Annotated in this window: 22 protein-coding genes and 2 pseudogenes; 14 read left to right on the forward strand and 10 right to left on the reverse strand. The window is 67.7% G+C overall.

Going from position 1 to position 21911, the window contains the following annotated elements:
- The first annotated feature begins 5 nt into the window (after window positions 1-5).
- Window positions 6-386: a hypothetical protein gene (locus ABT254_RS19750; protein ID WP_351471453.1), complete on the forward strand. Its 381-nt coding sequence runs from the start codon at window positions 6-8 to the stop codon at window positions 384-386.
- Window positions 387-616: 230 nt separating this feature from the next.
- Here ABT254_RS19750 and ABT254_RS19755 read toward each other — a convergent pair whose 3' ends face one another.
- Entirely contained in the window at window positions 617-1285 is a 669-nt protein-coding gene (locus ABT254_RS19755) for a TetR/AcrR family transcriptional regulator (protein ID WP_351471456.1), read from the reverse strand.
- Between the two features lie 212 nt (window positions 1286-1497).
- Between ABT254_RS19755 and ABT254_RS19760 the strand changes: the two genes are divergently transcribed.
- The 6 genes and pseudogenes from ABT254_RS19760 (at window position 1498) to ABT254_RS19785 (ending at window position 6039) form a co-directional block, all read left to right on the forward strand.
- The gene (locus ABT254_RS19760) at window positions 1498-2085 is read left to right on the forward strand and encodes an isochorismatase family protein (protein ID WP_351471458.1); all 588 of its coding nucleotides are present in this window, start codon (window positions 1498-1500) and stop codon (window positions 2083-2085) included.
- 259 nt (window positions 2086-2344) lie between these two features.
- Entirely contained in the window at window positions 2345-3499 is a 1155-nt protein-coding gene (locus ABT254_RS19765) for a hypothetical protein (RefSeq protein WP_351471461.1), read from the forward strand.
- A 101-nt stretch (window positions 3500-3600) separates the two neighbouring features.
- On the forward strand, window positions 3601-4827 hold the full coding sequence (locus tag ABT254_RS19770; protein WP_351471464.1) for a CynX/NimT family MFS transporter: 1227 nt from the start codon (window positions 3601-3603) through the stop codon (window positions 4825-4827).
- A 188-nt stretch (window positions 4828-5015) separates the two neighbouring features.
- Window positions 5016-5243, forward strand: a pseudogene (locus ABT254_RS19775) (hypothetical protein); the annotation flags it as partial.
- Entirely contained in the window at window positions 5162-5698 is a 537-nt protein-coding gene (locus ABT254_RS19780) for an SRPBCC domain-containing protein (protein WP_351471467.1), read from the forward strand. The pseudogene ABT254_RS19775 and the gene ABT254_RS19780, both read left to right, overlap by 82 nt.
- Window positions 5695-6039: an ArsR/SmtB family transcription factor gene (locus ABT254_RS19785; protein ID WP_351471470.1), complete on the forward strand. Its 345-nt coding sequence runs from the start codon at window positions 5695-5697 to the stop codon at window positions 6037-6039. Before ABT254_RS19780 ends, ABT254_RS19785 begins: the two co-directional genes overlap by 4 nt.
- A gap of 697 nt (window positions 6040-6736) precedes the next feature.
- Here ABT254_RS19785 and ABT254_RS19790 read toward each other — a convergent pair.
- Window positions 6737-7507: a DeoR/GlpR family DNA-binding transcription regulator gene (locus ABT254_RS19790; RefSeq protein WP_351471473.1), complete on the reverse strand. Its 771-nt coding sequence runs from the start codon at window positions 7505-7507 to the stop codon at window positions 6737-6739.
- A gap of 408 nt (window positions 7508-7915) precedes the next feature.
- Here ABT254_RS19790 and ABT254_RS19795 point away from each other — a divergent pair, with 408 nt between their 5' ends.
- On the forward strand, window positions 7916-8734 hold the full coding sequence (locus ABT254_RS19795; protein ID WP_351471476.1) for an SAM-dependent methyltransferase: 819 nt from the start codon (window positions 7916-7918) through the stop codon (window positions 8732-8734).
- Between the two features lie 15 nt (window positions 8735-8749).
- On the opposite strand, the gene ABT254_RS19800 is transcribed toward ABT254_RS19795, so the two are convergent.
- Together ABT254_RS19800 and ABT254_RS19805 are read right to left on the reverse strand one after the other, a co-directional pair.
- The gene (locus ABT254_RS19800; RefSeq protein WP_351471479.1) at window positions 8750-9670 is read right to left on the reverse strand and encodes a helix-turn-helix domain-containing protein; all 921 of its coding nucleotides are present in this window, start codon (window positions 9668-9670) and stop codon (window positions 8750-8752) included.
- A gap of 96 nt (window positions 9671-9766) precedes the next feature.
- A complete protein-coding gene (locus ABT254_RS19805) occupies window positions 9767-9997 on the reverse strand; it encodes a DUF397 domain-containing protein (protein ID WP_351471482.1) in 231 nt (76 codons plus the stop codon).
- A gap of 278 nt (window positions 9998-10275) precedes the next feature.
- Between ABT254_RS19805 and ABT254_RS19810 the strand changes: the two genes are divergently transcribed.
- Window positions 10276-10725: an ATP-binding protein gene (locus ABT254_RS19810; protein ID WP_351471485.1), complete on the forward strand. Its 450-nt coding sequence runs from the start codon at window positions 10276-10278 to the stop codon at window positions 10723-10725.
- A gap of 4 nt (window positions 10726-10729) precedes the next feature.
- The gene (locus tag ABT254_RS19815) at window positions 10730-11230 is read left to right on the forward strand and encodes a hypothetical protein (RefSeq protein ID WP_351471488.1); all 501 of its coding nucleotides are present in this window, start codon (window positions 10730-10732) and stop codon (window positions 11228-11230) included.
- A 54-nt stretch (window positions 11231-11284) separates the two neighbouring features.
- On the opposite strand, the pseudogene ABT254_RS19820 reads toward ABT254_RS19815, so the two are convergent.
- Window positions 11285-11516, reverse strand: a pseudogene (locus tag ABT254_RS19820) (transposase); the annotation flags it as partial.
- Window positions 11517-11972: 456 nt separating this feature from the next.
- On the opposite strand from ABT254_RS19820, the gene ABT254_RS19825 reads away from it, so the two are divergent.
- Together ABT254_RS19825 and ABT254_RS19830 are read left to right on the forward strand one after the other, a co-directional pair.
- Window positions 11973-13400: a glycoside hydrolase family 43 protein gene (locus ABT254_RS19825; protein WP_351471491.1), complete on the forward strand. Its 1428-nt coding sequence runs from the start codon at window positions 11973-11975 to the stop codon at window positions 13398-13400.
- A gap of 287 nt (window positions 13401-13687) precedes the next feature.
- Window positions 13688-15244 (forward strand): alpha-L-arabinofuranosidase B, encoded by a 1557-nt coding sequence (locus ABT254_RS19830; protein WP_351471493.1) that lies wholly within the window; start codon window positions 13688-13690, stop codon window positions 15242-15244.
- A gap of 169 nt (window positions 15245-15413) precedes the next feature.
- On the opposite strand, the gene ABT254_RS19835 is transcribed toward ABT254_RS19830, so the two are convergent.
- From ABT254_RS19835 to ABT254_RS19850, 4 genes are all read right to left on the reverse strand, one after another.
- Window positions 15414-17126, reverse strand: a complete 1713-nt coding sequence (locus tag ABT254_RS19835) for a protein kinase domain-containing protein (RefSeq protein WP_351471496.1) — start codon at window positions 17124-17126, stop codon at window positions 15414-15416.
- Window positions 17127-17399: 273 nt separating this feature from the next.
- Entirely contained in the window at window positions 17400-17936 is a 537-nt protein-coding gene (locus ABT254_RS19840) for a GNAT family N-acetyltransferase (RefSeq protein ID WP_351471499.1), read from the reverse strand.
- A gap of 135 nt (window positions 17937-18071) precedes the next feature.
- On the reverse strand, window positions 18072-18260 hold the full coding sequence (locus ABT254_RS19845) for a hypothetical protein (RefSeq protein WP_351471502.1): 189 nt from the start codon (window positions 18258-18260) through the stop codon (window positions 18072-18074).
- Between the two features lie 14 nt (window positions 18261-18274).
- On the reverse strand, window positions 18275-18859 hold the full coding sequence (locus ABT254_RS19850) for an ArsR/SmtB family transcription factor (protein ID WP_351471505.1): 585 nt from the start codon (window positions 18857-18859) through the stop codon (window positions 18275-18277).
- 203 nt (window positions 18860-19062) lie between these two features.
- Between ABT254_RS19850 and ABT254_RS19855 the strand changes: the two genes are divergently transcribed.
- Complete coding sequence (locus ABT254_RS19855; RefSeq protein WP_351471508.1) at window positions 19063-19551, forward strand: GNAT family N-acetyltransferase; 489 nt, start codon at window positions 19063-19065, stop codon at window positions 19549-19551.
- Window positions 19552-19626: 75 nt separating this feature from the next.
- Here ABT254_RS19855 and ABT254_RS19860 read toward each other — a convergent pair whose 3' ends face one another.
- Complete coding sequence (locus ABT254_RS19860; protein ID WP_351471510.1) at window positions 19627-20766, reverse strand: PucR family transcriptional regulator; 1140 nt, start codon at window positions 20764-20766, stop codon at window positions 19627-19629.
- Window positions 20767-20853: 87 nt separating this feature from the next.
- On the opposite strand from ABT254_RS19860, the gene ABT254_RS19865 reads away from it, so the two are divergent.
- Window positions 20854-21909, forward strand: coding sequence for a ferredoxin reductase (locus ABT254_RS19865; protein ID WP_351471513.1), 1056 nt, complete (start codon window positions 20854-20856; stop codon window positions 21907-21909).
- The last annotated feature ends 2 nt before the right edge of the window (window positions 21910-21911 follow it).

Raw genomic sequence — 21911 nt, forward strand, 5'->3', positions numbered from 1 at the left:
GGGACATGGCCGCGCCACTGTTTGGCTCGGCCCCGCTGGGCCGACATCACGAGCTCATGTTCAGTGGCGCGGGGCCAAAGCTGTACGGCGGGCTGGAGAACGTGGAGTGGCGCCCGTACGCGGGCCTGGACGACAAGACGCTGGATCTGCTGAAAGGCGGACGTCAGCTCCCTGGGGGAGGTGACCCGCGACTTCGCCAGCGTGCAGCTCATGTTCCGCCCGATGAACTGGAGCGGGCCGAGGCCGCGTTCGACGCGGCCCGGACGGCGGCGATCGCGGGCTGGCGGTGGGTGGCCGGGCTGGAGCGGTACGAGCCCGTGCTCGATGCGCTGAAGGCCTCGCCCGCCGCGTACAAGATCGGCAACAGTGTGACGACGCTCGGCTGATCCTTGCCGTGTTGGAGCGGCATGTGGGGGAGCGGACCGAGGACTGGTTCGACGCTGCTGCGGGGAACCGAGCCGGAATGCCTTCTGGGGCGGACTTCGAGGCCAACCCGCCGTTCGACACGCTGCGTTGCCGTGCCTGACTCGCAAGAAGCCCCCGCCTGCTCAAGAGTTAGGCTGCCCACAGCGTCGTCCAAGAGTCGGCGGTGGCTTCGTATTGCGTGTTGCTGGCTTCAGGTGGCGAGGGCGCGGGCCACCTGCTCGATGGTGGCGCTGTCCACGGGCGCGGTGCCGGTGAGGGTTCCTGCCAGTGCGCGGGCCAGAACGGTCGCGGCGCTGATCCGAGTGTCTTCCTGTTCGTCGCCGGTGACCTTTGCGATCACGGCGTCGCGCACCGCCTGCGAGATGTCCAGACTCCCGAACAGCTCGGGGAAGGACAGCATCATCAGGCACACACCGACGTTGGCGGCCAGAATCGACTGTCCGGCCAGTTCGGGTGCCAGACGCAGTCTCCCGGCGTCACCGCAGCGCTTCAGGGCTTCGAGAAGGAGGCCCTGGGCCTCCTTGACCGCCTGCGGCTTGGGTTCGCCGCTGGGTGTGAACATCAGCCGGTACAGGTGCGGGTTGGCCAGGGCGAACGCGACGTGACTGTCCCATGCCGTACGCAAGTCCGCGACGGGGTCGGCCGTAAGAGGATTCCGTCTCTTGTTGGCCAGGAACCGTTCGAAGCCGACATCGGCCACCGCCGCGAGCAGTCCCTGCTTGTCCCCGAACTGGCGGTAGATCTCCGGGCCGCCCACCTTGGCGCGCTCGCAGATGGCGCGTGTGGAGATGGCCAGCGCGTCACTCTCGGCGAGTAGCTGCGCGGTCGCTTCCAGGATGCGCTCTCGGGCCGTCGTCATGAAGACATGTTAACAGTAAGTGCTAGTTCCGCTTACACGCGTGAGCTGGGAGCCCTATGCCGTGGGCACCGGAAAACCTCAGCCGGAAGTTAACATCGCTTACGAGATGTGTTAGCGTCGTAAACGTCATGAGGTGGCCCGGCTGCGACGCGGGGCGATCACCCCGCCTCATGGCACGACATCCGGCCCGAACTACGAAGGTGGTTTTCCCCGTGGCTACGACGACCCTGCGCGAACTCAACGGCTTCGACGAGACTCCCGCCTCCCTGACCGACTCCGTAGTGGTCCTGGTCGACTTCCAGAACACCTACACCGGTGGCGTCATGGAGCTGGACGGTCACGCCGAGGCCGTCGCCGAGGGCAAGAAGCTCCTCGCTGCCGCCCGCGAGGCCGGCACCCCCGTCATTCACGTTCAGGACCAGGGCTACGACGTGGAGTCCGAAGGCGGGAAGATCATCGCTGACGTCGCCCCCGTGGACGGCGAGGGCCGCGTCATCAAGTCCGCCCCCAATGCCTTCCACAACACCGACCTGGCCCAGCAGATCGAGAAGACCGGCCGCAAGAACGTCATCCTGGCCGGGTTCATGACCAACATGTGCATCCTGTTCACCGCCCAGGGCGCCTTCCTGGAAGGGCTGCACCCGACGGTCGTCGCCAACGCCTGCGGCACCCGCGCCCTGTCCACACACGTCAGGGGCGGCGGCACCGCCCTCCCTGCGCACCAGATCCACGACAGCGCCCTGGCGACGATCACGGAACTCTACGGGGTGGTGGTTTCCTCGGTCTCCGACCTGTCGTAAGACACCTTCCTGCACGACGCAGGGCGTCCGGGCTTCAGCTCGGGCGCCCCTTCTTTTGGTCATGCATCCGAAACCATTCCATCCGGTTTATATGTTCGCATAGCACCGATGTGTGATCCCTGTGTCATCAACTCCTATTTTCCAGCCAGTTGGGGGCAGTAGCGTCTTTTTTCGTCGGGCGCGACAAAAACCCGTCATCTCTGACCTCGGCGGAATGCCCGGTCAGAGACGTAAAAATCGCAGCTGGGGGAAACAGCACGTGACCACGCGTAGAAACTTCATCGGCGCTACAGGCACCGCCGCGGCCGCCACTCTCCTGACCGGCACCGCCTCACAGGCGGCAGTCGCCACGGCCGCCGACGCGGCCACTCCCACCGGAAACGGAGACACAGTCGCCGACACGACGACCGCGAGGAAAAACATCCTCCAGGTCGACACCGACATGCGCACCAATTACGACAAGCTGCGGGCCAACGTCCTTCAGAAACTCGGTCCGGTCATCGTCGTGGAAAACGGCATGCAGGGCGGTAAATACACCCTGGTCCACCAGGGCCAGCAGTTCATCGAAGAGCCGATCTCGCAGATTTTCCAGCTGGCGAAATCCATCGCCCACGTGCCGCTCGGCATCTTCTCCGTCATCGCACCGTCCCTGGACCCCAAGGTCCCGGCGGGACAGACCGACATGGACGCCCGCGACCTCCAACTGGTCGCCTACGCCGGACCCTCGAACACGGACTGGATCACCCCGCTCCAGGCATTCGGCACCGACGTCGACGCCGCACGGCGCACACTGGAGGACGCCGACCTCCCCGCCGACCTGAAAACGTCCTGCGCTCACATCCTCGATGCCGGCCTGACCTACATCAACGAGATCACTCGTCGCCGTACCTTCGACATGCCCGGCTTCCAGAAGTTCACCGGGAAGATCGCCGACGACATCAAAACGAACATGTACTGGGCCGCGAAAGTCCAGATCGAAGCCGTCAAGGACCTGTTCGGCCGCTGGAAGGACAAGGTCGGCGCGGACGCCTGGCACGAGTTGTACGTGGTCGTCCTGTCGATGTGGACGACGTCCGAGCTGAACCAGAACTCGATCATCATCAAGCATCTGATGGACAAGGGCATGGTCGACAGCCACCTGATCGACCTCGTCTGCGAGGCGCCTTCCATCCCCAATGCGGTCCATGTCGCACTCGACAACCTCGCCCGCATCGTGATGGACAACATCGCCGCCGAAATGGTGTTTTCCAAGGACCAGCAGCTGGCCGACGCCCTCAAGGGCAAGCCCGACCTGCTCAGCCAGGAAATCCTCACCCTCCTCGGCGACACGAACGCAACCGCGAACGCGGCAGCCCTCAACGCCTGTCCCTTCCACACCAAGACGAAGGCGAAGCAGGCCCTCATCAACGCCTGACACACCCGCGCCGCGGGGACACCCCTGGCGGCCCGCAACACCAGCGGCTCCCCCTACCGACTCAAGGGGGAGCCGCTGCCATGTCAACGGGGAAAAACTTCATGCGCACGTCGCCCACACTTCGCGCCGCCCGCATCTGGGCACTGGCCGGACTCATACTCCTGACCGTCAACCTACGCGCCGCGATCACCTGCATCGCACCCCTGCTCACCGACCTCCAACACACCTTCCATCTGGGCGCCTTCACCACCAGCCTGCTGACCACACTCCCGGTCCTGTGCCTCGGCATCTTCGCCGCCCTCGCCCCACCCCTCAGCCGCCGCATCGGCACCGAAGGCGCCATCACCCTCGCCCTCGCCCTCATCACCACCGGAATCCTCCTGCGCACGATCCCCTCCGCGACGGCCCTGTTCGCCGGAACCGTGCTGGCCGGAGCCGGCATCGCCATCGGAAACGTCCTGCTCCCCGCAGTCGTCAAACAGCACTTCGCCCACCGCGTCGGTTCCCTCACCGGACTCGCCATGACCCTCATGGCCGCGTCCGGCGCCACTGCCGCCGGCCTCGCCGTCCCCGTCGACCGCGCCGCAGGATGGCGTATCGCCCTCGCCGTATGGGCCATCCCCTCAGCCGCCGGAACCATCCTGTGGGGACCCCTCGCACGTCCCGGAGAGGGGAAACGCCGTAAACGCCCCCAGCGCACCCACGGCCCCACCGTCAGCCGCAACCCGCTGGCCTGGGCCGTCGCCGCCTTCCTCGGCCTGGTGTCGCTGACGTTCTACGTCCTGGTGTCCTGGCTGCCCGAAATCATGCAGAACACCGGCGTGCACCCCGCACAGGCCGGAACGATGATGTCGGTGATGCTGCTCATCGGTATCCCCATGGGCTACCTCATCCCCGTCGTCGCCGCACGTCTAGAAGACCAAAAACCCCTGGTCATCACCATCGCCATCCTGAAAATCATCGCGCTCACCGGCATCCTCCTCGCCCCGCAGACCCCATGGCTGTGGGTGATCCTGCTCGGCCTCGCCACCGGCAGCGCCTTCCCCCTGGCCATCACCCTGCTCACCCTGCGCTCCCCGGATCCGCAGACAGCCGCACAACTGTCGGGCATGGCCCAGACCAGCGGATACCTCCTCGCAGGCGCCGGGCCGCTGACGATCGGTCTCCTCCACGGCGCAAGCGACGGCTGGACCCTGCCACTGTTGCTCCTGCTCGGCGTGGTCATACCGGAAGCAGCCGTAGGAATGAAAGCGGCACGAAACGATTTCGTTGTCTCCGCCCCCGGAATCCCACAGGACCGCGTCCGCATACCTGCCGGTCACACCTGAGCCCCGTATGTGACAACACCTGACCGTAGATTGACGAAGGGGACAAGAAGACGCCTCTCTGAGGCCCTCGTGTCGTGGCCTCTGGAAAGTGGTTCTGGGTCACTTCAGTGCCAACGCTGCGGTTCACCTCCGTTGGCGCGGAGAGTAGGGCCGATGGCATCCGGGCAAGCTGAGCGCCCTCGGTTCACCGTTCCTACGAGGGGTTCGCCGACCACGCGGTGTCGGTCGGGCGCCGGGTCGTCTACCTGGTCACCGGCGAACGCGCCGCCGAGGTTACGCCGTTGGCGGTCTGTGGCGCCTGTGGCATGGCGACCCGGGTAGGCTCGACCTCCATATGTGCAACCATCTGGTTGCGCATTCGGTGGCGGATGTGGAACCGTTTGGTAGCGCATCCGGACGAGACGAGGTTGCCGTGATTCCCGACTCCATCGAACGCACCATCGTGATCAACGCTTCCGTGGAACGGGTCTGGTCGGTGCTGACCGAACCGGCCTTCCTGGGGGAGTGGTTCGGCGGCGGGGAACCCGTGAAGATCGACCTGCGGCCGGGCGGGCTGCTGCTGTTCGACCACGGCGTCCACGGTGCCATCCCTGCCCGAATCGAGACGGTCGAGCCGCCGCACACCTTCTCCTGGCGCTGGTCGCAGGGCGCCGCAGGCGAAGAACCGACGGACTCCAACGCCACGCTCGTCGAGTTCACCCTCACCGTGGACGAGGCAAGCGCAGGCACCCGGCTGACGATGACCGAGACCGGCTTCGCGCGCCTCGCGCTGCCCACCGATGAGGCGGCTGACCGTCGGCGCGCGAACGGCCTGAACTGGCCCGGCAAACTCGACCTGCTGCGCGCAGAGTGTGAGCACACCGAGGCATGACCGGCACACACGACGACGAACGGGCCCTCGAGGATGTCCTGTTGGCGATGGCCGACCCGATCCGCCGCCAGATCCTCAACGCCCTCGTCGGCGAAGGCGGCGCGACGTCCACCTCGCTCGCCGCAGCCCTCCCGGTGACACGCCAGGCGGTGGCCAAGCATCTGGCCGTCCTGGACCGTGCCGGCCTGGTCCGCGGCCACCGCACAGGACGGGAAGTCCGCTACCAAGCGCACGTGAAACCCTTGGAGCGTACGACCCACTGGCTGAACGCCCTAGCTGCCCAGTGGGACCGCCGCCTCGAGGCGATCAAGGACCTTGCGGAGCAGGAAGAGCCTTCATGACGTACGGCTACTGGCCGGCGGCGCGGGCTCGGGTCAGGCCGAGGCCGCCCGTGATCGCCAAGTACGCCGACGGCGCCGACGCGCGCCCGCTGACGAGGCCGAACGCAGCAGAGAGCTAGGCAAGATGGCATGAAGGCACTAGGACTCCTCACGGTCATCGCCGTACTCGGCGCATGGCTGGTGTGGAACACGTGGAGCCTGTTCCGCCTCGTCACCGGCGTACGGGACGGCTCGTGGTGGCGTCCCATGTGGTGGACGCGCCTGTGCTCCGTCGCGCTCTTCGTCGGCGTCCCGCATGGATCCGAGGCCTGTTCGCCACTGGCCTGGACACCCGCAAGACTTGCCTCTTCGTCCACCACGAACGATACGACGAGGCGTACCGGCATTCCCACGCCGCCGAATTCAGCAAGGTCTTCCCGCTGCACGACATGTGCAACGCGCACGCGGACCTGGTCCCTGCCTGGGTCAACCCGACGATCGCGGTCTGCGGAGTCGTCGCATTGGCTGCCGCCGCGGTCCTTCTGTGGTTCGCGACCAGACAGGTCATCAGACTTTTCCAACATGCAGGAAAGGAGGCCCAGTCATGCCCTTGACTGGTCTGTCACGCCGCTGCTTCACAGGCGGCACGTCCTCGGCCGAATTCCTCGACTGATCGAAGATCGCCTTCGAGGCAGCCGGAGAGCGCGGAGTGAACAAATCAGCCGTCGATAATGGCCGAAGCTGTCGGCACGACCTTTACACCGGCTTCCCGCAAGGCTACGCAGGTCGCGTCGTCATCGGATGCATTGGTGATGATCACGTCCAGGTCCTCGGGACCGCAGATCTTCACCATGCCGGTTCCGGGAAACTTGGTCTTGTCAGCCAAGAGGACCACCTTGTCGCTGGCGGCGATCATGGCGCGGCGGGCGGGCACCTCAGCGACGGTGGTGTCCATGACCTGACCCCCAGGCCGGAGGCCGCAAGCACCCATGAAGAGCCAGTCGGCGTGAACTTGGCGGAGGTTGTCCTCGGCCATGAAGCCGTCCAGCATGCGTGACTCACGGATGACCATGCCCCCCAGCAGCATCAGGTCGACGTTCTCGTCCGCGATGAGTTCCTCATACACAGCGAGATTATTGGTGATCACAGTGATTCGGCGACCGCGCAGTTGAAGTGCCAGCCGGTGAACCGTTGTGCCGCTGTCGAGAATGACCGACTGACCGTCCTCGATCATTGCGGCTGCTCGGGCGGCAATGGCGTCCTTCTCTGCCACCTGAACTTCGGCGGCCTCGTTGAAGGGCGGTTGATTCTCCTCGATGACTGCTCCGCCGTGTACGCGGGTGATCAGCCCGTCCGCCTCCAGTTTGAGGAGGTCCCGGCGAATGGTTGCCGCGCTGGCGTCAAGCTGCTCGGCGAGGTCGGCCACGGAGGCGGTGCCGCCGGAACGCAGGGACCGCAGGATGAGTTGGTGTCGTTGTTCAGCCAGCACGCTACGGGACACTACATGCTGCTGGGTGAGGCAATCGTCTTACTCCTGGGCGCAGTTGACGAGCAGGCGTGCAAGCCAGGCGACAGCAACTGCTCGTTGACGAGCAGGCAAGTGGCTTTGACGGCCGACCGCTGAATTGTGTTAGCCGTTGTTACACCCCGTTGCGGCGCTGGCGTGGGGGGCGTAGGCGGTGGGGCCGCAGGTGGGTGCCCGCCCGGGACCGGTTTCGGCCTCCTTCTGGGCTCGCAAGTCACCGGCTGGCTGGACTACCCGACGTACCCCTGGGGCGGCAGAGGCTGCAGTTTCAGCAGGGTTTGATCAATCGGGTGGTTGGGCCAACTGCGGTGTCTCTAGGATGTATTGCCTTGCATGCTGGTGCGCCGGGATGGTGCGGGAGTGGGGGCGACGATGGAGTCGGGAAAGCAATTGTCGACGAAGATTGATGCGACGGTGCCGACGGCCGCTCGTATGTACGACTACTACCTGGGCGGCAAGGACAACTACGCCGTCGACCGGGCTGCCTGCGAGGAACTGGACAAGGTGGTCCCGAGCACGCGTGCCCTGGCGCTGAACAACCGGCGTTTCCTGCAGCGGGTGGTGGGGACGCTGGCGCGGGAGTACGGCATGCGTCAGTTCCTCGACCACGGATCGGGGCTTCCCACGCAGAACAACGTGCACCAGGTGGCACAGCAGGTCGATCCGACCTCGCGTGTGGTCTACGTCGACAACGACCCGATGGTCCTGGTGCACGGCCGTGCGCTGCTGGAGCAGAATGAGCGCACCGCCGTCATCCAGGCCGACCTGCGTGAGACCGAGGCGATTTTCTCCCATCCCGACACCCAGCGGCTGATCGACTTCTCGCAGCCGGTGGCGGTGCTGTTCAACTCGGTGTTCCACTGCATCCCGGACAGCGACAGTGACGGGCCGCCGGCGGTGGTGCGGCGCGTGGTCGAACGGCTCGTGCCCGGCAGCTGTCTGGTGATGTGTCAGCTGGTCAGCGAGGACGCCAAGGTGCGGGAGTTCGTCACCGATTTCATGGATCAGGCCACGCAGGGACACTGGGGCCGGGTGCGGCAGGAGAAGGACGTCGCGGAGTGGTTCGAGGGGACGGACATCCTCGAGCCGGGCCTGGTGGAGGTGTCCACTTGGCGGCCGGACAACGAAGCGGCGCCGCGTCAGCTCACCCAGGAGTGGATCGAGTTCGGCGGGGTGGGCCGGCTCCGGTAGTGAGGCGCGCGGGGGTCATTCCCCCGCGTAGCGCCGCTCGACGGTGTCGCGCAGGAGGGCCAGCGACTCGCGGGGGTTGAGGGCCTCGTCGCCCAGCCGGTCCAGAGTCAACCGGTACTCCTCCGTCTCTTCGCGATCCTCCAGGAAGGTGGCGCTCCTGATGTGCTCGAGATAGACGATGTCGGGCAGGTCGAGGCCGCCGAAGCGCAGGTAGGTGACGGGGATGGCCGGCGCGGAGGCGTTCGTCACGTCCAAGGGGACGATCTGGATCGTCACATGAGGCAGCTGTGCCATGGTGATCAGGTGCTCCAGCTGCCCGCGCATCACCTCGCGGCTGCCCAGGACGCGCAGCAGCACCGACTCGTCGACGATCGCCCACAGCCCGGGCGCATCGGCGCGCTGCAGCAACTTGCTGCGCCGTGTGCGGAGTTCGACGCGGCGCTCCACCTCGCGGGCGGGCGCCGAGGGCAGGCCACGCTCCACCACGGCGCGGGTGTAGGCCGGAGTCTGCAACAGTCCGGGAACGTACTGGATTTCGAACGTACGGATCGCTTGCGCCGCTTCCTGCAGGCCGACCAGCCGGTCGAACCACTCCGGCATCAGCCGCTTGTCGAAGCGCTGCCACCATCCCGGCTCCCCGGCCCGCCGCAACAACTGCAGCAGCACCGACGTCTCGTAGTCCCCTGTCTTGTACAGCTCCAGCAGGGCTCGGACATCGCCCTCGGTGGGCGGGCGGCGGCCCTTGCCCGCCTCGATGCGCGACAGTTTCGCGGGGCTGAACCCCACGGCACGGGCGGCCTGCTCCTGCGCCAGGCCGGCGTCTTCGCGGATTCCCGCCAGCTGCACGCCGACCAGCATCTTCAGCAACGTCGGAGCGGGCTCGGTGCGATTCAGATACGGTTCGAGGCGGGAGATGCGCGGTGACTCGGAGTGCATCGTGACTCCCCGTGGGCAGATATGGGCAGTCCGCATTATCGCATTGTTGCCGTCTGCCCGGGCATGGCTCGGCCGAAGCGGTCGGCGGTGAGAGTGTCACAGCAGGTGGTCGAACTCTCCGTCCTTCGCTCCCGCGAGGAAGGCGGCCACCTCGACCGGCGTGTAGACGAGCGCTGGCCCGTGCGGGTCACGGGAGTTGCGCACGGCGATCCCCCCGTCGGGCAAGGCGGCCACTTCGACGCAGTTTCCCTCGGCGTTGCTGTGACGGCTCTTGATCCACTCCACGCCCAGCGAACTGGCCCGCACCCCATTCTGAACTGACGGCATGGCGCTCTCCTTGCATGTGTCTCGTCACACCGACCGCCTGTCGCCCCACGGGTGCGGGCCGGCGGCGTGCGGTGCCGGTCTTCCTCTCGACGCGCGCAATTTCCCGTGAAATTGCACGGAGTCGCTCTCGGCGTGGATAATAGCCAAGGCGTCAACCTCCATGCAGACGCCCCGTCCTGACGTCCTCTCAGGGAGGCGCTGTGTCGCCCGCGCACCGAGCAGCCCTGTTCAGCCCGGCTACGAGCACGGCCGACCGGAGTGCGCCGCTGGATGTGCGCATGCATGGCGCGCCGCGGACGGCCGCCCTGCGTCTGCCCGATTCGGGCCAAGAATGCGCCCAGGCGCGCGCCTTCACCCGCCGCACCCTGTCCAGCTGGGAGTTGGACCACTGCCGTGACGACGCGCTGAGCATCGTCTCCGAACTCGTGGCCAACGCCGTGGTGCACGCCGGGTCGGACAAAGACTTCGGCGACGCCCAGCCCGGGGTGTGGCTGAAGCTGACCCTGCGCCCCCACCACCTGGTGTGTGCCGTCACCGACCCGGGCAGCGCGCTGCCGGCCTGCCCGAGGACGACGGACCAGCTCGATGAGCACGGCCGCGGCCTGTACATCATCGATGCCCTGTCCCAACACTGGGGCTGGACCCGCTCCGCCCCCACCGGCAAGACCGTCTGGGCCATGCTGCCCACCCGGCGCGGCGCCCGGCCGGACGATACGGCGACGCCCTGACACGATGAGCATGTTTGTGGGACACGACCGGCCGGCCGCCACACTCGGAGACGTCGCGCAGGTGCCCTGGCGCGAGATCAAGGACGCCACCGGGTCCGCTGCGGCCATCCCCTTCCTGCTCGCCGCCCTCGCCTCGGGTGACGCGGGCGCAGCGCGCACCGCGCTGGACAGGCTGCGCAACCGGATCTGCCGATACGGCTTCGTCGTCGACCAGGCAACCGCAGTCACGGTCCCCTTCCTGTGGCACCTCGCCCAGCGCCCCGAGGTCACCTGCCGGGCCCAGATTCTTGATCTGCTGCGGAAGATCGCCGGCGCGCGCCAGTGGGAGACCACGGCCGCCGCATACCCGAAACTCCGGCGCCGCCATGGCCACTACGTCGTCTGGGAAGACGCGGCCCGCCGCGCGGTCCGCGCACACAGCGCTGCCATCCCGAGACTGCTGAACGATCAGGATGCCGAACTGGTCCACGCCACCGAAGAACTCGCCTCGGTTCTGGCTGTCTGACGTGGCCCCCTGGGGCCGGGGCCGGGGGCTAGGCCCTGTCGTCAAATGGCACGCCCACATCAGCAGGGATGCGAGTGTGACGGCTGCTTGATAGGAATCAGCGGTTTTGTCATAGCGGGTGGCGATGCCGCGCCACTGCTTCAGCCGGTTGAAACACCGCTCCACGACGTTGCGCCGCTTGTAGAGGTGCTCGTCGAAGGCCCGGAGGCCGACCGCCGCTGCTGCCACGCCGGAGACCGTTGCGGACCTGGTCAGCGACGCGTCGCGTCTCCCGTCGCGTGCCACGCCCAGGGGGCCGGGGGAGTACCGGATCGCTCATTTGTACGTTCGGTTAATCGGATGTGTCGGATGTATTGACGCGCTCTCTTTTCCGGATTTAGCCTCTGCCCGATCTTGCGAACGATGTTCGATATATCGTCAACGTGCCTGATTGGACAGCGAGTTGGTTATGAAGGCTTCCGGCCCCAGCGCCACCCACCCGAAACGCCTTCACGGGCGCTGAGAAACACAGACACCGGCCCACGCCGCAACCGCCCCACCTGGACGGACGCACGGGCTCGCACGCCCTGTCCCGCCGTCACCACGGCGCCCTGGGCCAAGCGGTGAAACACCGTCGTTCGGATCCCCCCTTCCGGCCCACGCGGTGCCCGGGTCCCGTCCCGCCCCCTCCGAGACCAAGCTCCCCCCGCCACCCCGATCCCCCTCCGCCCGGCGGTGGCACCCGCACCCAACAGGAGATCCGATGTCTGCGCTCCGCGCCCGGCTGACGGTGATGTTGCTCGCCGTCTGCCTCCTCTTCGCCGGCCAAGCCCTCACCACACCCCAGCGGGCGGCCGCCGCCGACCCCGGCTACCTGATGGTGCATTTCACCGGCGATTCCGCGACCGGTCAGATGTTGTACCTCGCGCACAGCACGGACGGCCTGCACTGGAACGACCTCAACGGCGGAGCGCCGGTCCTCAACTCCACGATCGGCACGAAGGGGGTGCGCGACCCCGCACTGGTGCGCTCTCCCGACGGGAGCAAGTACTGGATCATCGCTACCGATCTGTGCATCCGCTGCGGCTCGACGTACACCAACGGCAGCCCCAACTTCGTGGTGTGGGAGTCGACCGACCTGGTGACCTGGTCGAAGCCGTGGCTGCTCGGCGCCGCCGGACTGATCCCCGGCGGAAAGAACGCGTGGGCGCCGGAGGCGATCTGGAACCCCGAGACCAACGACTACGTCCTGTACTGGGCGACGAACGCCACGGTCAACGGCATCTTCAAGTACCGCATCTACGCCGCCCGCACCAAGGACTTCCGCACCATCACCACCCCGCAGATCTGGATCGACCCGCCCGGCAGCACGCCGGTCGTCGACACCCAGATGACGGAGGTGCCCGCCGGTACCGGCCCCTACCGCTACCTGCGGGTCTCCGGCGACGGCCAGAACAACGTCGAGGGCAGCAACTCGATCCTGGGGACGTGGACCAACCTCGGCAACCTCTCCAGCATCGGCCTCACCGGCAACGTGGTCGAAGGCCCGGTCTGGATGAAGTTCCGAGACCGCAACGAGTGGGCCCTCTACATCGACTACAACAACCCGCAGGGCGTCCGCGAATACCGGCCGATTCTGACGACCAACCCGTTCGACGTCAGCACCTACCGGCTGCAGGATGCGACCAGCTACGACATGGGCGGCACCCCGAAGCGGCACGGCGCGATCATGACCCTCACGGCCGCCGAGGAGAGCCGCGTGCTCGCCCGCTGGCCCAACACCCCGGCGCAGCGGCTCCAGTCGTACAACTTCCAGGACCGATACGTGCGCCAGATCAACTTCGACGTGCGCATCGACCCGAACGTCAGCCCCGTCGAGGACTCCCAGTTCCGGCTGCGGCCCGGCCTCGCGGGCACTGGCACCGTCTCCTTCGAGTCGGTGAACCACCCCGGCTACTTCCTGCGGCACGCCAACTACGACTTCCAGCTGGCCCTCTACGACGGCAGCAGCCAGTTCGCCGCGGACGCCACCTTCCGCAAGGTCGCCGGGCTCGCCGACTCCACCTGGTCGTCGTTCCAGTCGTACAACTTCCCCGACCGCTACATCCGCCACTACGCCTACTACCTGAAGCTCGACCCGATCACCACCGAGACGGGTCGCGGCGACGCCACCTTCCGTGTGACGAGCTGACCCGACACCGACATCTCCCTCCCGGCGACGGCGACGGCGATGTCGTAAGGGGTGGGCAGGGGAGATGAATCCCAGCTTCTCTCTCAAGCCCCCATGACGGGATCGCCCATTGCGCCGCCACCCGTCGCTCCCTGGATCCGACGATCAACCAGCCTCCGGGGCGGTGCCGAAGACGGCTGAAGCCGCACCGGCCCCGGAGCGTCAACGCAACCCGCGCCGTCACACAGCCGGTCACCACGGGTTCGTCGACGCCTCACCTCACAACCCACCTCGCGAAGGAGTCCTTCATGATCAAGCCACCGTGGATACGCAGCGTCAGACGCGCGCTTCTCGCGGCCGGTGCCACCGCCGCGCTCGCCGCCGGCCTGCTCACCGCGACGGCCGCCCCCTCGCAGGCCGCCACCCAGGGGCCGTGCGACATCTACGCCGCCGGCAACACCCCCTGCGTCGCCGCGCACAGCACCACCCGCGCCCTGTACGGGACGTACAACGGCCCGCTGTACCAGGTCAGGCGCGCCTCCGACAACGCGACCAAGGACATCGGCCTGCTGACCGCCGGCGGTGTCGCCGACGCCGCCGCGCAGGACTCCTTCTGCGCGAACACCAGCTGCGTCATCACCGTCATCTACGACCAGTCCCCCAAGGGCAACAACCTCACCCAGGCACCCGGAGGGGGAGCCGCCGGCGGTCCGGACAACCTCGCCAACGCCGTCGAGGCGCCGGTCACCGTCGCCGGACACAAGGCGTACGGCGTCTACATCGCCCCCGGCACCGGCTACCGCAACAACAACACCAACGGCATCGCCACCGGCGACCAGCCCGAGGGCATGTACGCGATCTTCAACGGCAAGCACTTCAACGGCGGCTGCTGCTTCGACTACGGCAACGCCGAGACCAACAACCTGGACACCGGCAACGGCCACATGGAGGCCCTCTACTTCGGCAACAGCAAGGCATGGGGCTGGGGCAGCGACAACGGCCCCTGGGTCATGGCCGACCTGGAGAACGGCCTGTTCTCCGGGGTCAACCGCGGATTCAACGCCAATGACCCGAGCGTCGACCACCGGTTCCTGACCGCCATGCTCAAGGGCGGTGCGAACCAGTGGGCCCTGCGCGGCGGCGACGCCCAGTCGGGCGGCCTGTCCACCTTCTACAACGGAATACGCCCCACCGTCTCCGGCTACAACCCGATGCACAAGGAAGGCGCGATCATCCTCGGCATCGGCGGTGACAACAGCAAGTGGGCCCAGGGCACCTTCTACGAAGGCGTCATGACCCAGGGCTACCCCTCGGACGCCACCGAGAACGCCGTCCAGGCCAACATCACCGCCGCCGGCTACAGCAGCGGCTCGACCAGCACCGGAACCCTCACCCCCGGCTCCCGGATCTCTCTCAAGGCCACCACCTCGCCCTGCTGCACCTCGCACTACCTGCGCCACAACGACGCCGACTCCAAGGTCGTCATCTCCAACATCACCTCAGCCAGCTCCGCCACCGACAAGGCCGACGCCACCTGGATCGTCCGCGCCGGACTGGCCAACACCTCCTGCCTGTCCTTCGAGTCCGTCGACAAGCCCGGCCAGTTCCTGCGCCACTACAACTACCAGCTCAACCTGAACTTCGACGACGGCGGCAGCGCGTTCGCCAAGGACGCCACCTTCTGCCCCACCACGGGTAACAGCGGCGTCGGCACCTCGTTCCAGTCCGTCAACTTCCCGACGAAGTACCTCCGCCACTACAACTACACGGTCTACATAGCCAGCAACGGCGGTACCAACGCCTGGGACTCCACGACGTCATGGGCCCAGGACACCAGCTGGCTCACCGCGGCTCCCTGGAACTGACGAGGGCCCGAACCCGTGGGCGGCTCCGGACCGGGGCCGCCCACCGGTTCTTCATCCGCCCGCACCTAACCCCGACCGCGGGCGACGGCGGTCTCGTCTCGGTTGGCTGTTTGAGCTGCGCGGACGGCATGATCTGCGGAACGATTCCGGCGAGCGAGCCGACGGAGCGTCAAGTTGTGCTGCGCAGCGCGCCCCATGTGTCGTGTGCCACGATGCCGTCGGCTTTCAGCCCGCGGTCGGTCTGGAAGGTCCGGACTGCGGTTTCCGTGTCGGATCCGAACTCGCCGTCCACGCCGGTGCTTCCCACGCTGTACCCGCGCTTGGTGAGCATGCACTGAACCTGCTCTACGCGTTTGCCGCTGTCGCCAAGGCGTGTGCGTCCGTTGCCGGAGTAATACGTGCAGTCGGAGAGCCAGGGAGCGGGGTCGGCGCCGGCGGACGGGCTGTCGGCGGACGGTACGGGGGAGAGGGAGGTGTCCGGCGTGGCACCCGGAGCAGAGGCGTCGACGTCGTGCCGGCCGTCGGCTGAGCCTGACGCGCCGGGCCGCAGGGCTGAGCCGGTCTTGCTCTCACGCTCTTTGACCGCGACGCCGTCGACGTTCGGGCGGGGCTGTCCGTTCGTGCTGGGGGAGACCTGGGCGCTGGAGCCGCCACCGGGCGCGGTGCCGACGGCCTTTGTGACACCGCCTCTCGCGGAGTCGGTGGAGGGAGGGCTCTGGCGTGTGAGCAGTAAGGCCACAGCGACAATGGCGCAGGCCGAGATGGTTGCGACGGCGATCAGCCACTGCTTTCTCCGCGCCTGGGCAGGGGCTCTCGCCGGGCCGCCCTCGGCCTTGACCGGCGGCTCCACGACAGGTGGAGCAGGCTCGGGCGCCTGCGCGGACGGGACCGGCGGCAGATCACCCGGAGACCCTGAACGGGGCATGCCTGCGACAGGCACGCGGTGCAGCGCCTCGTATGCCCGCTGCCGGGCCAGCACCTTGCCGCCCAATGGCTCCGGCCAGCTGGACAGGACGGCGCGCGCTCCGGCCGCGTCGATGAGCTCCTGTGGGGTGGGCCGCCGCTCGGGCTCCTTGGCCAGGCAGGCGGTCAGCAGCGAACCGAGCTCCGCGTCCGCCGTCGAGATCTGACCGATCACCTCGGGACGGGGGTCCTCGAACGCCACCCGGTGCATCACGTCGACGCCGGTCCCGTCGCCGAACGGCGCCCGCCCTGTTGCCGCGTAGACCAGCGTCCCGGCCAGCGAGAACACGTCCGACGCCGTGCCGGACCGTCCCTCCCTCAGATGCTCGGGCGACATGTAGGCGGGAGTCCCCACTCGGTTTCCGGTACCGGTGATCGCACTCGCGTCCGCGGCCTTCGCAATACCGAAGTCGATCACGTGCGCGCCCCGGACGGACAGCAGTACGTTGGACGGCTTCAGGTCCCGGTGGACGATTCCCTCGTCGGTGAGGTCTGCGAGTGCCTGCCCCAGCTCTGCCACCAGCCGCCAGACCGCGGCGGGCTCCAGGGCGCCGTCCTCCTGTACGGCTTCCGCCAGATCGAAGCCGGGGAGGTACTCGGTGGCCATCCACAGCAGTTCGTCGTCGAAGCCCGTGCCGGACAGTCGTGCAGCGTGCGGTGTACGAAGACGGGCGTGCACCGACGCCTCCCGTTCGAACCGGCGCCGGAACCTGGGATCCTCGGAGTATTCAGGCCTGATCACCTTCACCGCGACCAGACCGGGGCTGTCGTCCATGGGGCGGGCCAGAAAGACCCGTCCCATGCCACCACTGCCGAGCAACGCCATCGGCGCGTAGGGGCCGACGCGCCTTGGGTCGCCGACCCGCAGTGGGGAGGCACCGGTCTGCCGCAGCGCGGCAGCCGCATCGTCCGCCGGCACCGGCCGCTCTCCTAACAAGAAATCCCCCGAAGTCACGTTCGACGCACGTCAGTTCACGCGAGTGGAAGACGAGGTTAACTCCAGCCCGCGCGTGTGTTCAGGGAATCGGTTACTTCTGTCGCGCGGGCCACGGGGCGGGGAGATCGCGGGCCCGGCAGATCCCCCCGTCGGCGATTACGGGATGCCCATGCCCGCCGCCTGTCACCGGGGCGAAACCCGGGAAACTGCCGTCTATGACGGCCCTTACGCGCGGGCTGCCGCGCTGGTACACCGTCACATGGGGAGCGAGAACAGCCGCACTGGTCCCGATGGCCAGCGGACGTCGTCGCGCAGGGGCGTCACCATGGTCCGCAGCGGCATGGTCGCCAGTCGGCCTTCGGGTTGTTCGACGAGTACGTCCGTGTCGAGCGGGTGCCACCCGAGGCGCTGGTAGAGCGGCATGAGGGGAGGCCGGCAGAACAGGAGTGCGTACTGGGGACCCATGGTCCGGGCGTGTTCCAGGGCAGCTGTGACGACGAGCCGAGCCAGGCCTTGGCCTTGCATGTCGGGTGCGACGGCGACTCCGCCGACCCCCACCACCTCTGTCTCGGTGGCGCCGATCGCGACAGGCAGTCGTAGCAGGCCGGTGTGTGCCACAAGCCGGGCGTCGCGTCGGATGCCGAAGTGATCTTCCTTCGGCCGCCAGGTCAGACCTGTCCAGGCGACACCGAAGGGGTCATCGCTCTTGCCGAGGATCTCCTCCTGGTCCGCCTTCGTGTACTGGGCAAGTCGCAGCACAGTCGGTGCCGCAGAGGATGAGTTCTCAGACATTCCCACATGATGATCTCTCCCTTGAGCACGGCCAAGCGATCCCCGAGCTGAATTCCCCGCCTCAGGTGGGTTTGGCGTCAGTCAATTCCCCATGCTTGCGGTCAGGTTCCCCGGAGGCGGCGTTGGCGAACGGCGCTAAGGAATCGCGGCTGCCGTCTTGGGGGCGGCGGCCAGCCGCAGGCCGAGTTCCACGAGGGTCCAGCCGAGACGGGTGCGGAGGTCTTGGGGGTGCCGAGCCGTGGCGGCGAGACGGTACGCGTCTGCCTCGGCGCGGAGTTCCGCGGCGCGGGCGTCGTGCAGGGCGAGGTGGGTCTCGGGGTGCATGGGGCTGTGGCCTTTCATTCCGTGGTGAGGGGGAATGCGTGTGTGTGGATGCGTACCTGGGCGGTGTTGGAGTCGTCCTCGTCGGCGGCCCGGTCGCGGTAGGTGTCGACGAGCGCGTGCATCTTCTCGACGAGTTCCCGGGTGAGTTCGGGCGTCAGCCGCAGGGTGTCGCTGCTCATGTCCCAGGTGCGGTTCCATTCCTCCGGCCATGCCTGGCGGTTGCCGAGCCAGGTCGACAGCTCCCGGGTCTGGGCGGTGGCGACCTCGTGCAGGTACAGGTCGGCAGCCCCGCGCACGTCCGGGTTGGAGTTCGTGAGCAGTTCGTCGTCGAAGCGCAGGCCCTTGTGGACCGCCTTCCACCACCGTTCCCTGCCCTTGCCGCGCTCGGGGGCGTCCTCGATGAAGCCGTGAGCGGCGAGCTGTCGCAGGTGGTAGCTGGTCGCACCGCTTGACTCGCCCAGCTTTTCGGCGAGTTGAGACGCGGTGGCCGGGCCACCGAAGCGCAGGGCGTCCAGCAGTTGCATGCGCAGTGGGTGCGCGAGCCCGCGCAGGGATCGGGCATCGAGATTGCGGACGGGGGAGTCCTGGGGCTCGTTCATGCTTACAAAGATAACGATGCAAAGGAGTGCTTGCAATGGAATCTTTGCATCGAATGCTTTGGAGTGACTGGTCTCGGCGGCCGGGACGGGGACGGCGCCGATCGGGACCTGGGCGAGCGGTTTTCGGAGGCGGCGTCAGAGCGCCCTGTGCGAGGAGCCGACCCGCCGCGGGAAGGTGCTTCCGGGTGCGAAATACTCTCCGGATGGGTTCACGCACTTCCCCGGTCAGTCAGCCGATCACGATACGGAGGGCTGTCGCGCGGGATGCCAAACGGCTCACACGGCTCGTGCGTGGTTCAGGCGCTTACGAGGGTGAGTACGCGGCCGCAGTCGCGGGCTACCGGGTCGGTCCTGACTACATCGAAGCCCACCGCGCCTTCGTGGCCGTCGGCGCCGACGAGCCCGGAGGTCGGGTCCTCGGGTTCTACTCGCTCGTCCTCGATCCACCGGAGCTCGACCTGCTGTTCGTCGCAGACGACGTGCAGGGGCGGGGTATTGGACGACAGCTCGTCGCGCACATGGAGTCCGAGGCCCGTGCCGCCGGGCTCGACCGTCTCAGGGTCGTGTCGCATCTTCCCGCCGAGAACTTCTACCACCGCGTCGGTGCGGTGCGGACCGGAACCGTGTTCGCGAACCCGCCCGCCGTGCCGTGGGACCGTCCCGAATTCGAGTTTCGTATTCCTTCGGCATGAGGCGGTGTGCCGGTAGGAACGAGGTACGGTTCCGGGGCCTCGCGCAGACGTGGTCGTGGACGGTCCAAGCATGCGTCAGCTGACCGGGAGGCCGACGGCCAGTGTCAGTTCAAGGATGCGGTGTGGTGATGCGAGATCGGGAAACAGTTCCCGCAGCTGCGACATCCTGTACCGGACTGTCTGGGGATGGATGAACAGCGCCGCTGCCACCTCGTCCCGTCTGCCCTGGTGCAGCAGCCATGCCCGCAGTGTCTTCTCCAGCCGCCGTGCGGTCGCGTCGGGCAGGGTCCGCAGAGGTGCGAGGGCTCGGGCACGCAGGTCTGCGAACGCGTCCGCGTCGGCGCTCAGCACCAGCTCGGGCAGGTGGTCCTCCGTGTCGCGGATGTCGCAGGAGAGGGAGCGGGCGCGTGCGGCGCGTGCGTACGAGGCGGACGCACGTGTCCATGGCCGGGGCGGGCCGACCACGGCCCTGCGGTCGATCAGCTGCCGCAGGAGGTGTGATCGGTCGGCATCGGGCACGAGCAGCACACCGGTGGCGTCCGGCAGATCGTCGAGGACGAGGGTGCTCGGGTCGAGCGCGCGGTAGGCAGGCCGGGCCTGGTCGGCGGGCAGCAGGACCGCGGTCAGCGAAACCGGGGGCTGCCATCCGGCCCGTTGAGCAGAGGCCGACAGCTCGTCCGGGCTCGCCCCGGCGAGGATGTCGCGGGCCAGCTGTTCCAGGTGGCGCTCCTGGGCCCTGCCCCGGGCGGCCAGTTCGTCGGCGTGCCCCGCGGCGCTCGCCGCGGAGAGCTCGTCGATGTAGGCGAAGGTCAGCTCGGCGAACTTGGCGACCTCGGCGGCGGGCAGACCTGCCGGTACGGCACCCGCTGCCAGGCACCGCCAGGCCACGCGGGCGCCGACACGGTAGGCGCTGAGCAGGGCGTCCATCGAACGGCCGTCGCGCACCTCGCCGCGGCCCAGCTCATAGGCCGCGTCACCGGCGTCACCGCCCGTGGCGTTCCCGCTCGCGAGGTCCAGGTAGTGCCCCAGAGCGGTGCGGACGGCGCGGCGGATGGTGCCGCCCATGCTGCCCGAAAGGGCGTTGGCGTACGAAGGGACCTCGTCGATGATCGCCTGGACGACCTCGTCGGCGGTGGTCTTCAGCGCGGCCCGAAGCGCGGTGACCGTCGTCTCATCCAGGGCCAGCTCGCTGACCCTCCGCATTGCATGGCTCACGTTTTTGTTCCCTGCGAACAATTCAACCGACCAGATTCACGTCCTGCGGTCAGGACTTTACGCCTTGAGGCACAGCAAGCTGGAATCATGACGAGTACAGCCCTCCGGAGCCGGGCGTGGAAACTGCTCGAGATGGTCACGACGCCGCTGCTGCCGTCGGACTACCTCGACCTGATCAGCCCGCTACGCGCGGGCGCTGACCTGCGCGGGCGCATCGAGGCCGTCCACCCCGAGACGGGTGACGCCGCGACCATCGTGATCAGACCGGGACGGGGCTGGCGCGGCCACACGGCCGGTCAGTACGTGCGGATCGGGGTCGACGTCGACGGGGTGCGCCTGTGGCGTGCCTACTCCCTCACCTCGCCGACAGACCGCCCGGACGGCCGCGTCACGATCACTGTGAAGGCGATCCCGGACGGCAAGGTCAGCAACCATCTGGTCCGCAGGGCGAAACCGGGCACGCTGATCCAGCTCGACCAGCCGACCGGTGACTTCGTGCTGCCGCAGACCAAGCCCGCCAAAGTGCTCTACCTGACGGCCGGCAGCGGCATCACGCCCGTGATGGGCATGCTGCGCGACACCGAGTTCGACGACGTCGTCATGGTCCACAGCGCGCCACAGCCGCAAGACGTGATCTTCCGCAGCGAACTGCACGACCTGGTCGCGGACAAGAAACTGCGGCTCACCGAGGTGCACACCGACACGGACGGCATGCTCGACATCGCCCGTCTCGACGAACTCGTGCCCGACTGGGCCGAGCGCGAGACCTGGGCCTGCGGGCCCGCAGGCCTGCTCGACGCCGCCGAGAAGCACTGGAGCGAGCACGGCGTCCCAGAGCGCCTGCACACCGAACGCTTCCGCCCCAGCATCGTCGCCACCGGCGACGGCGGCGAGGTCACGTTCAGTACCACCGGCAAGACCGTCGCCGCGGACGGCGCCACACCGTTGCTGGACATCGGCGAGGAGGCCGGCGTGCTCATGCCCTCCGGGTGCCGTATGGGCATCTGCTTCGGCTGCGTCACGCCGCTCAAGGCGGGCGCCGTCCGCGACCTGCGCACCGGCGAGATCACCGAGGCCGAGCCGGGCGTCCTCATCCAGACCTGCGTGTCCGCCGCCGCGGGCCCCTGCGACATCGAACGGTAGGA

The sequence above is a fragment of the Streptomyces sp. NPDC001137 genome, from assembly GCF_040298885.1.
In the GTDB taxonomy this organism is placed as follows: Bacteria; Actinomycetota; Actinomycetes; order Streptomycetales; family Streptomycetaceae; genus Streptomyces.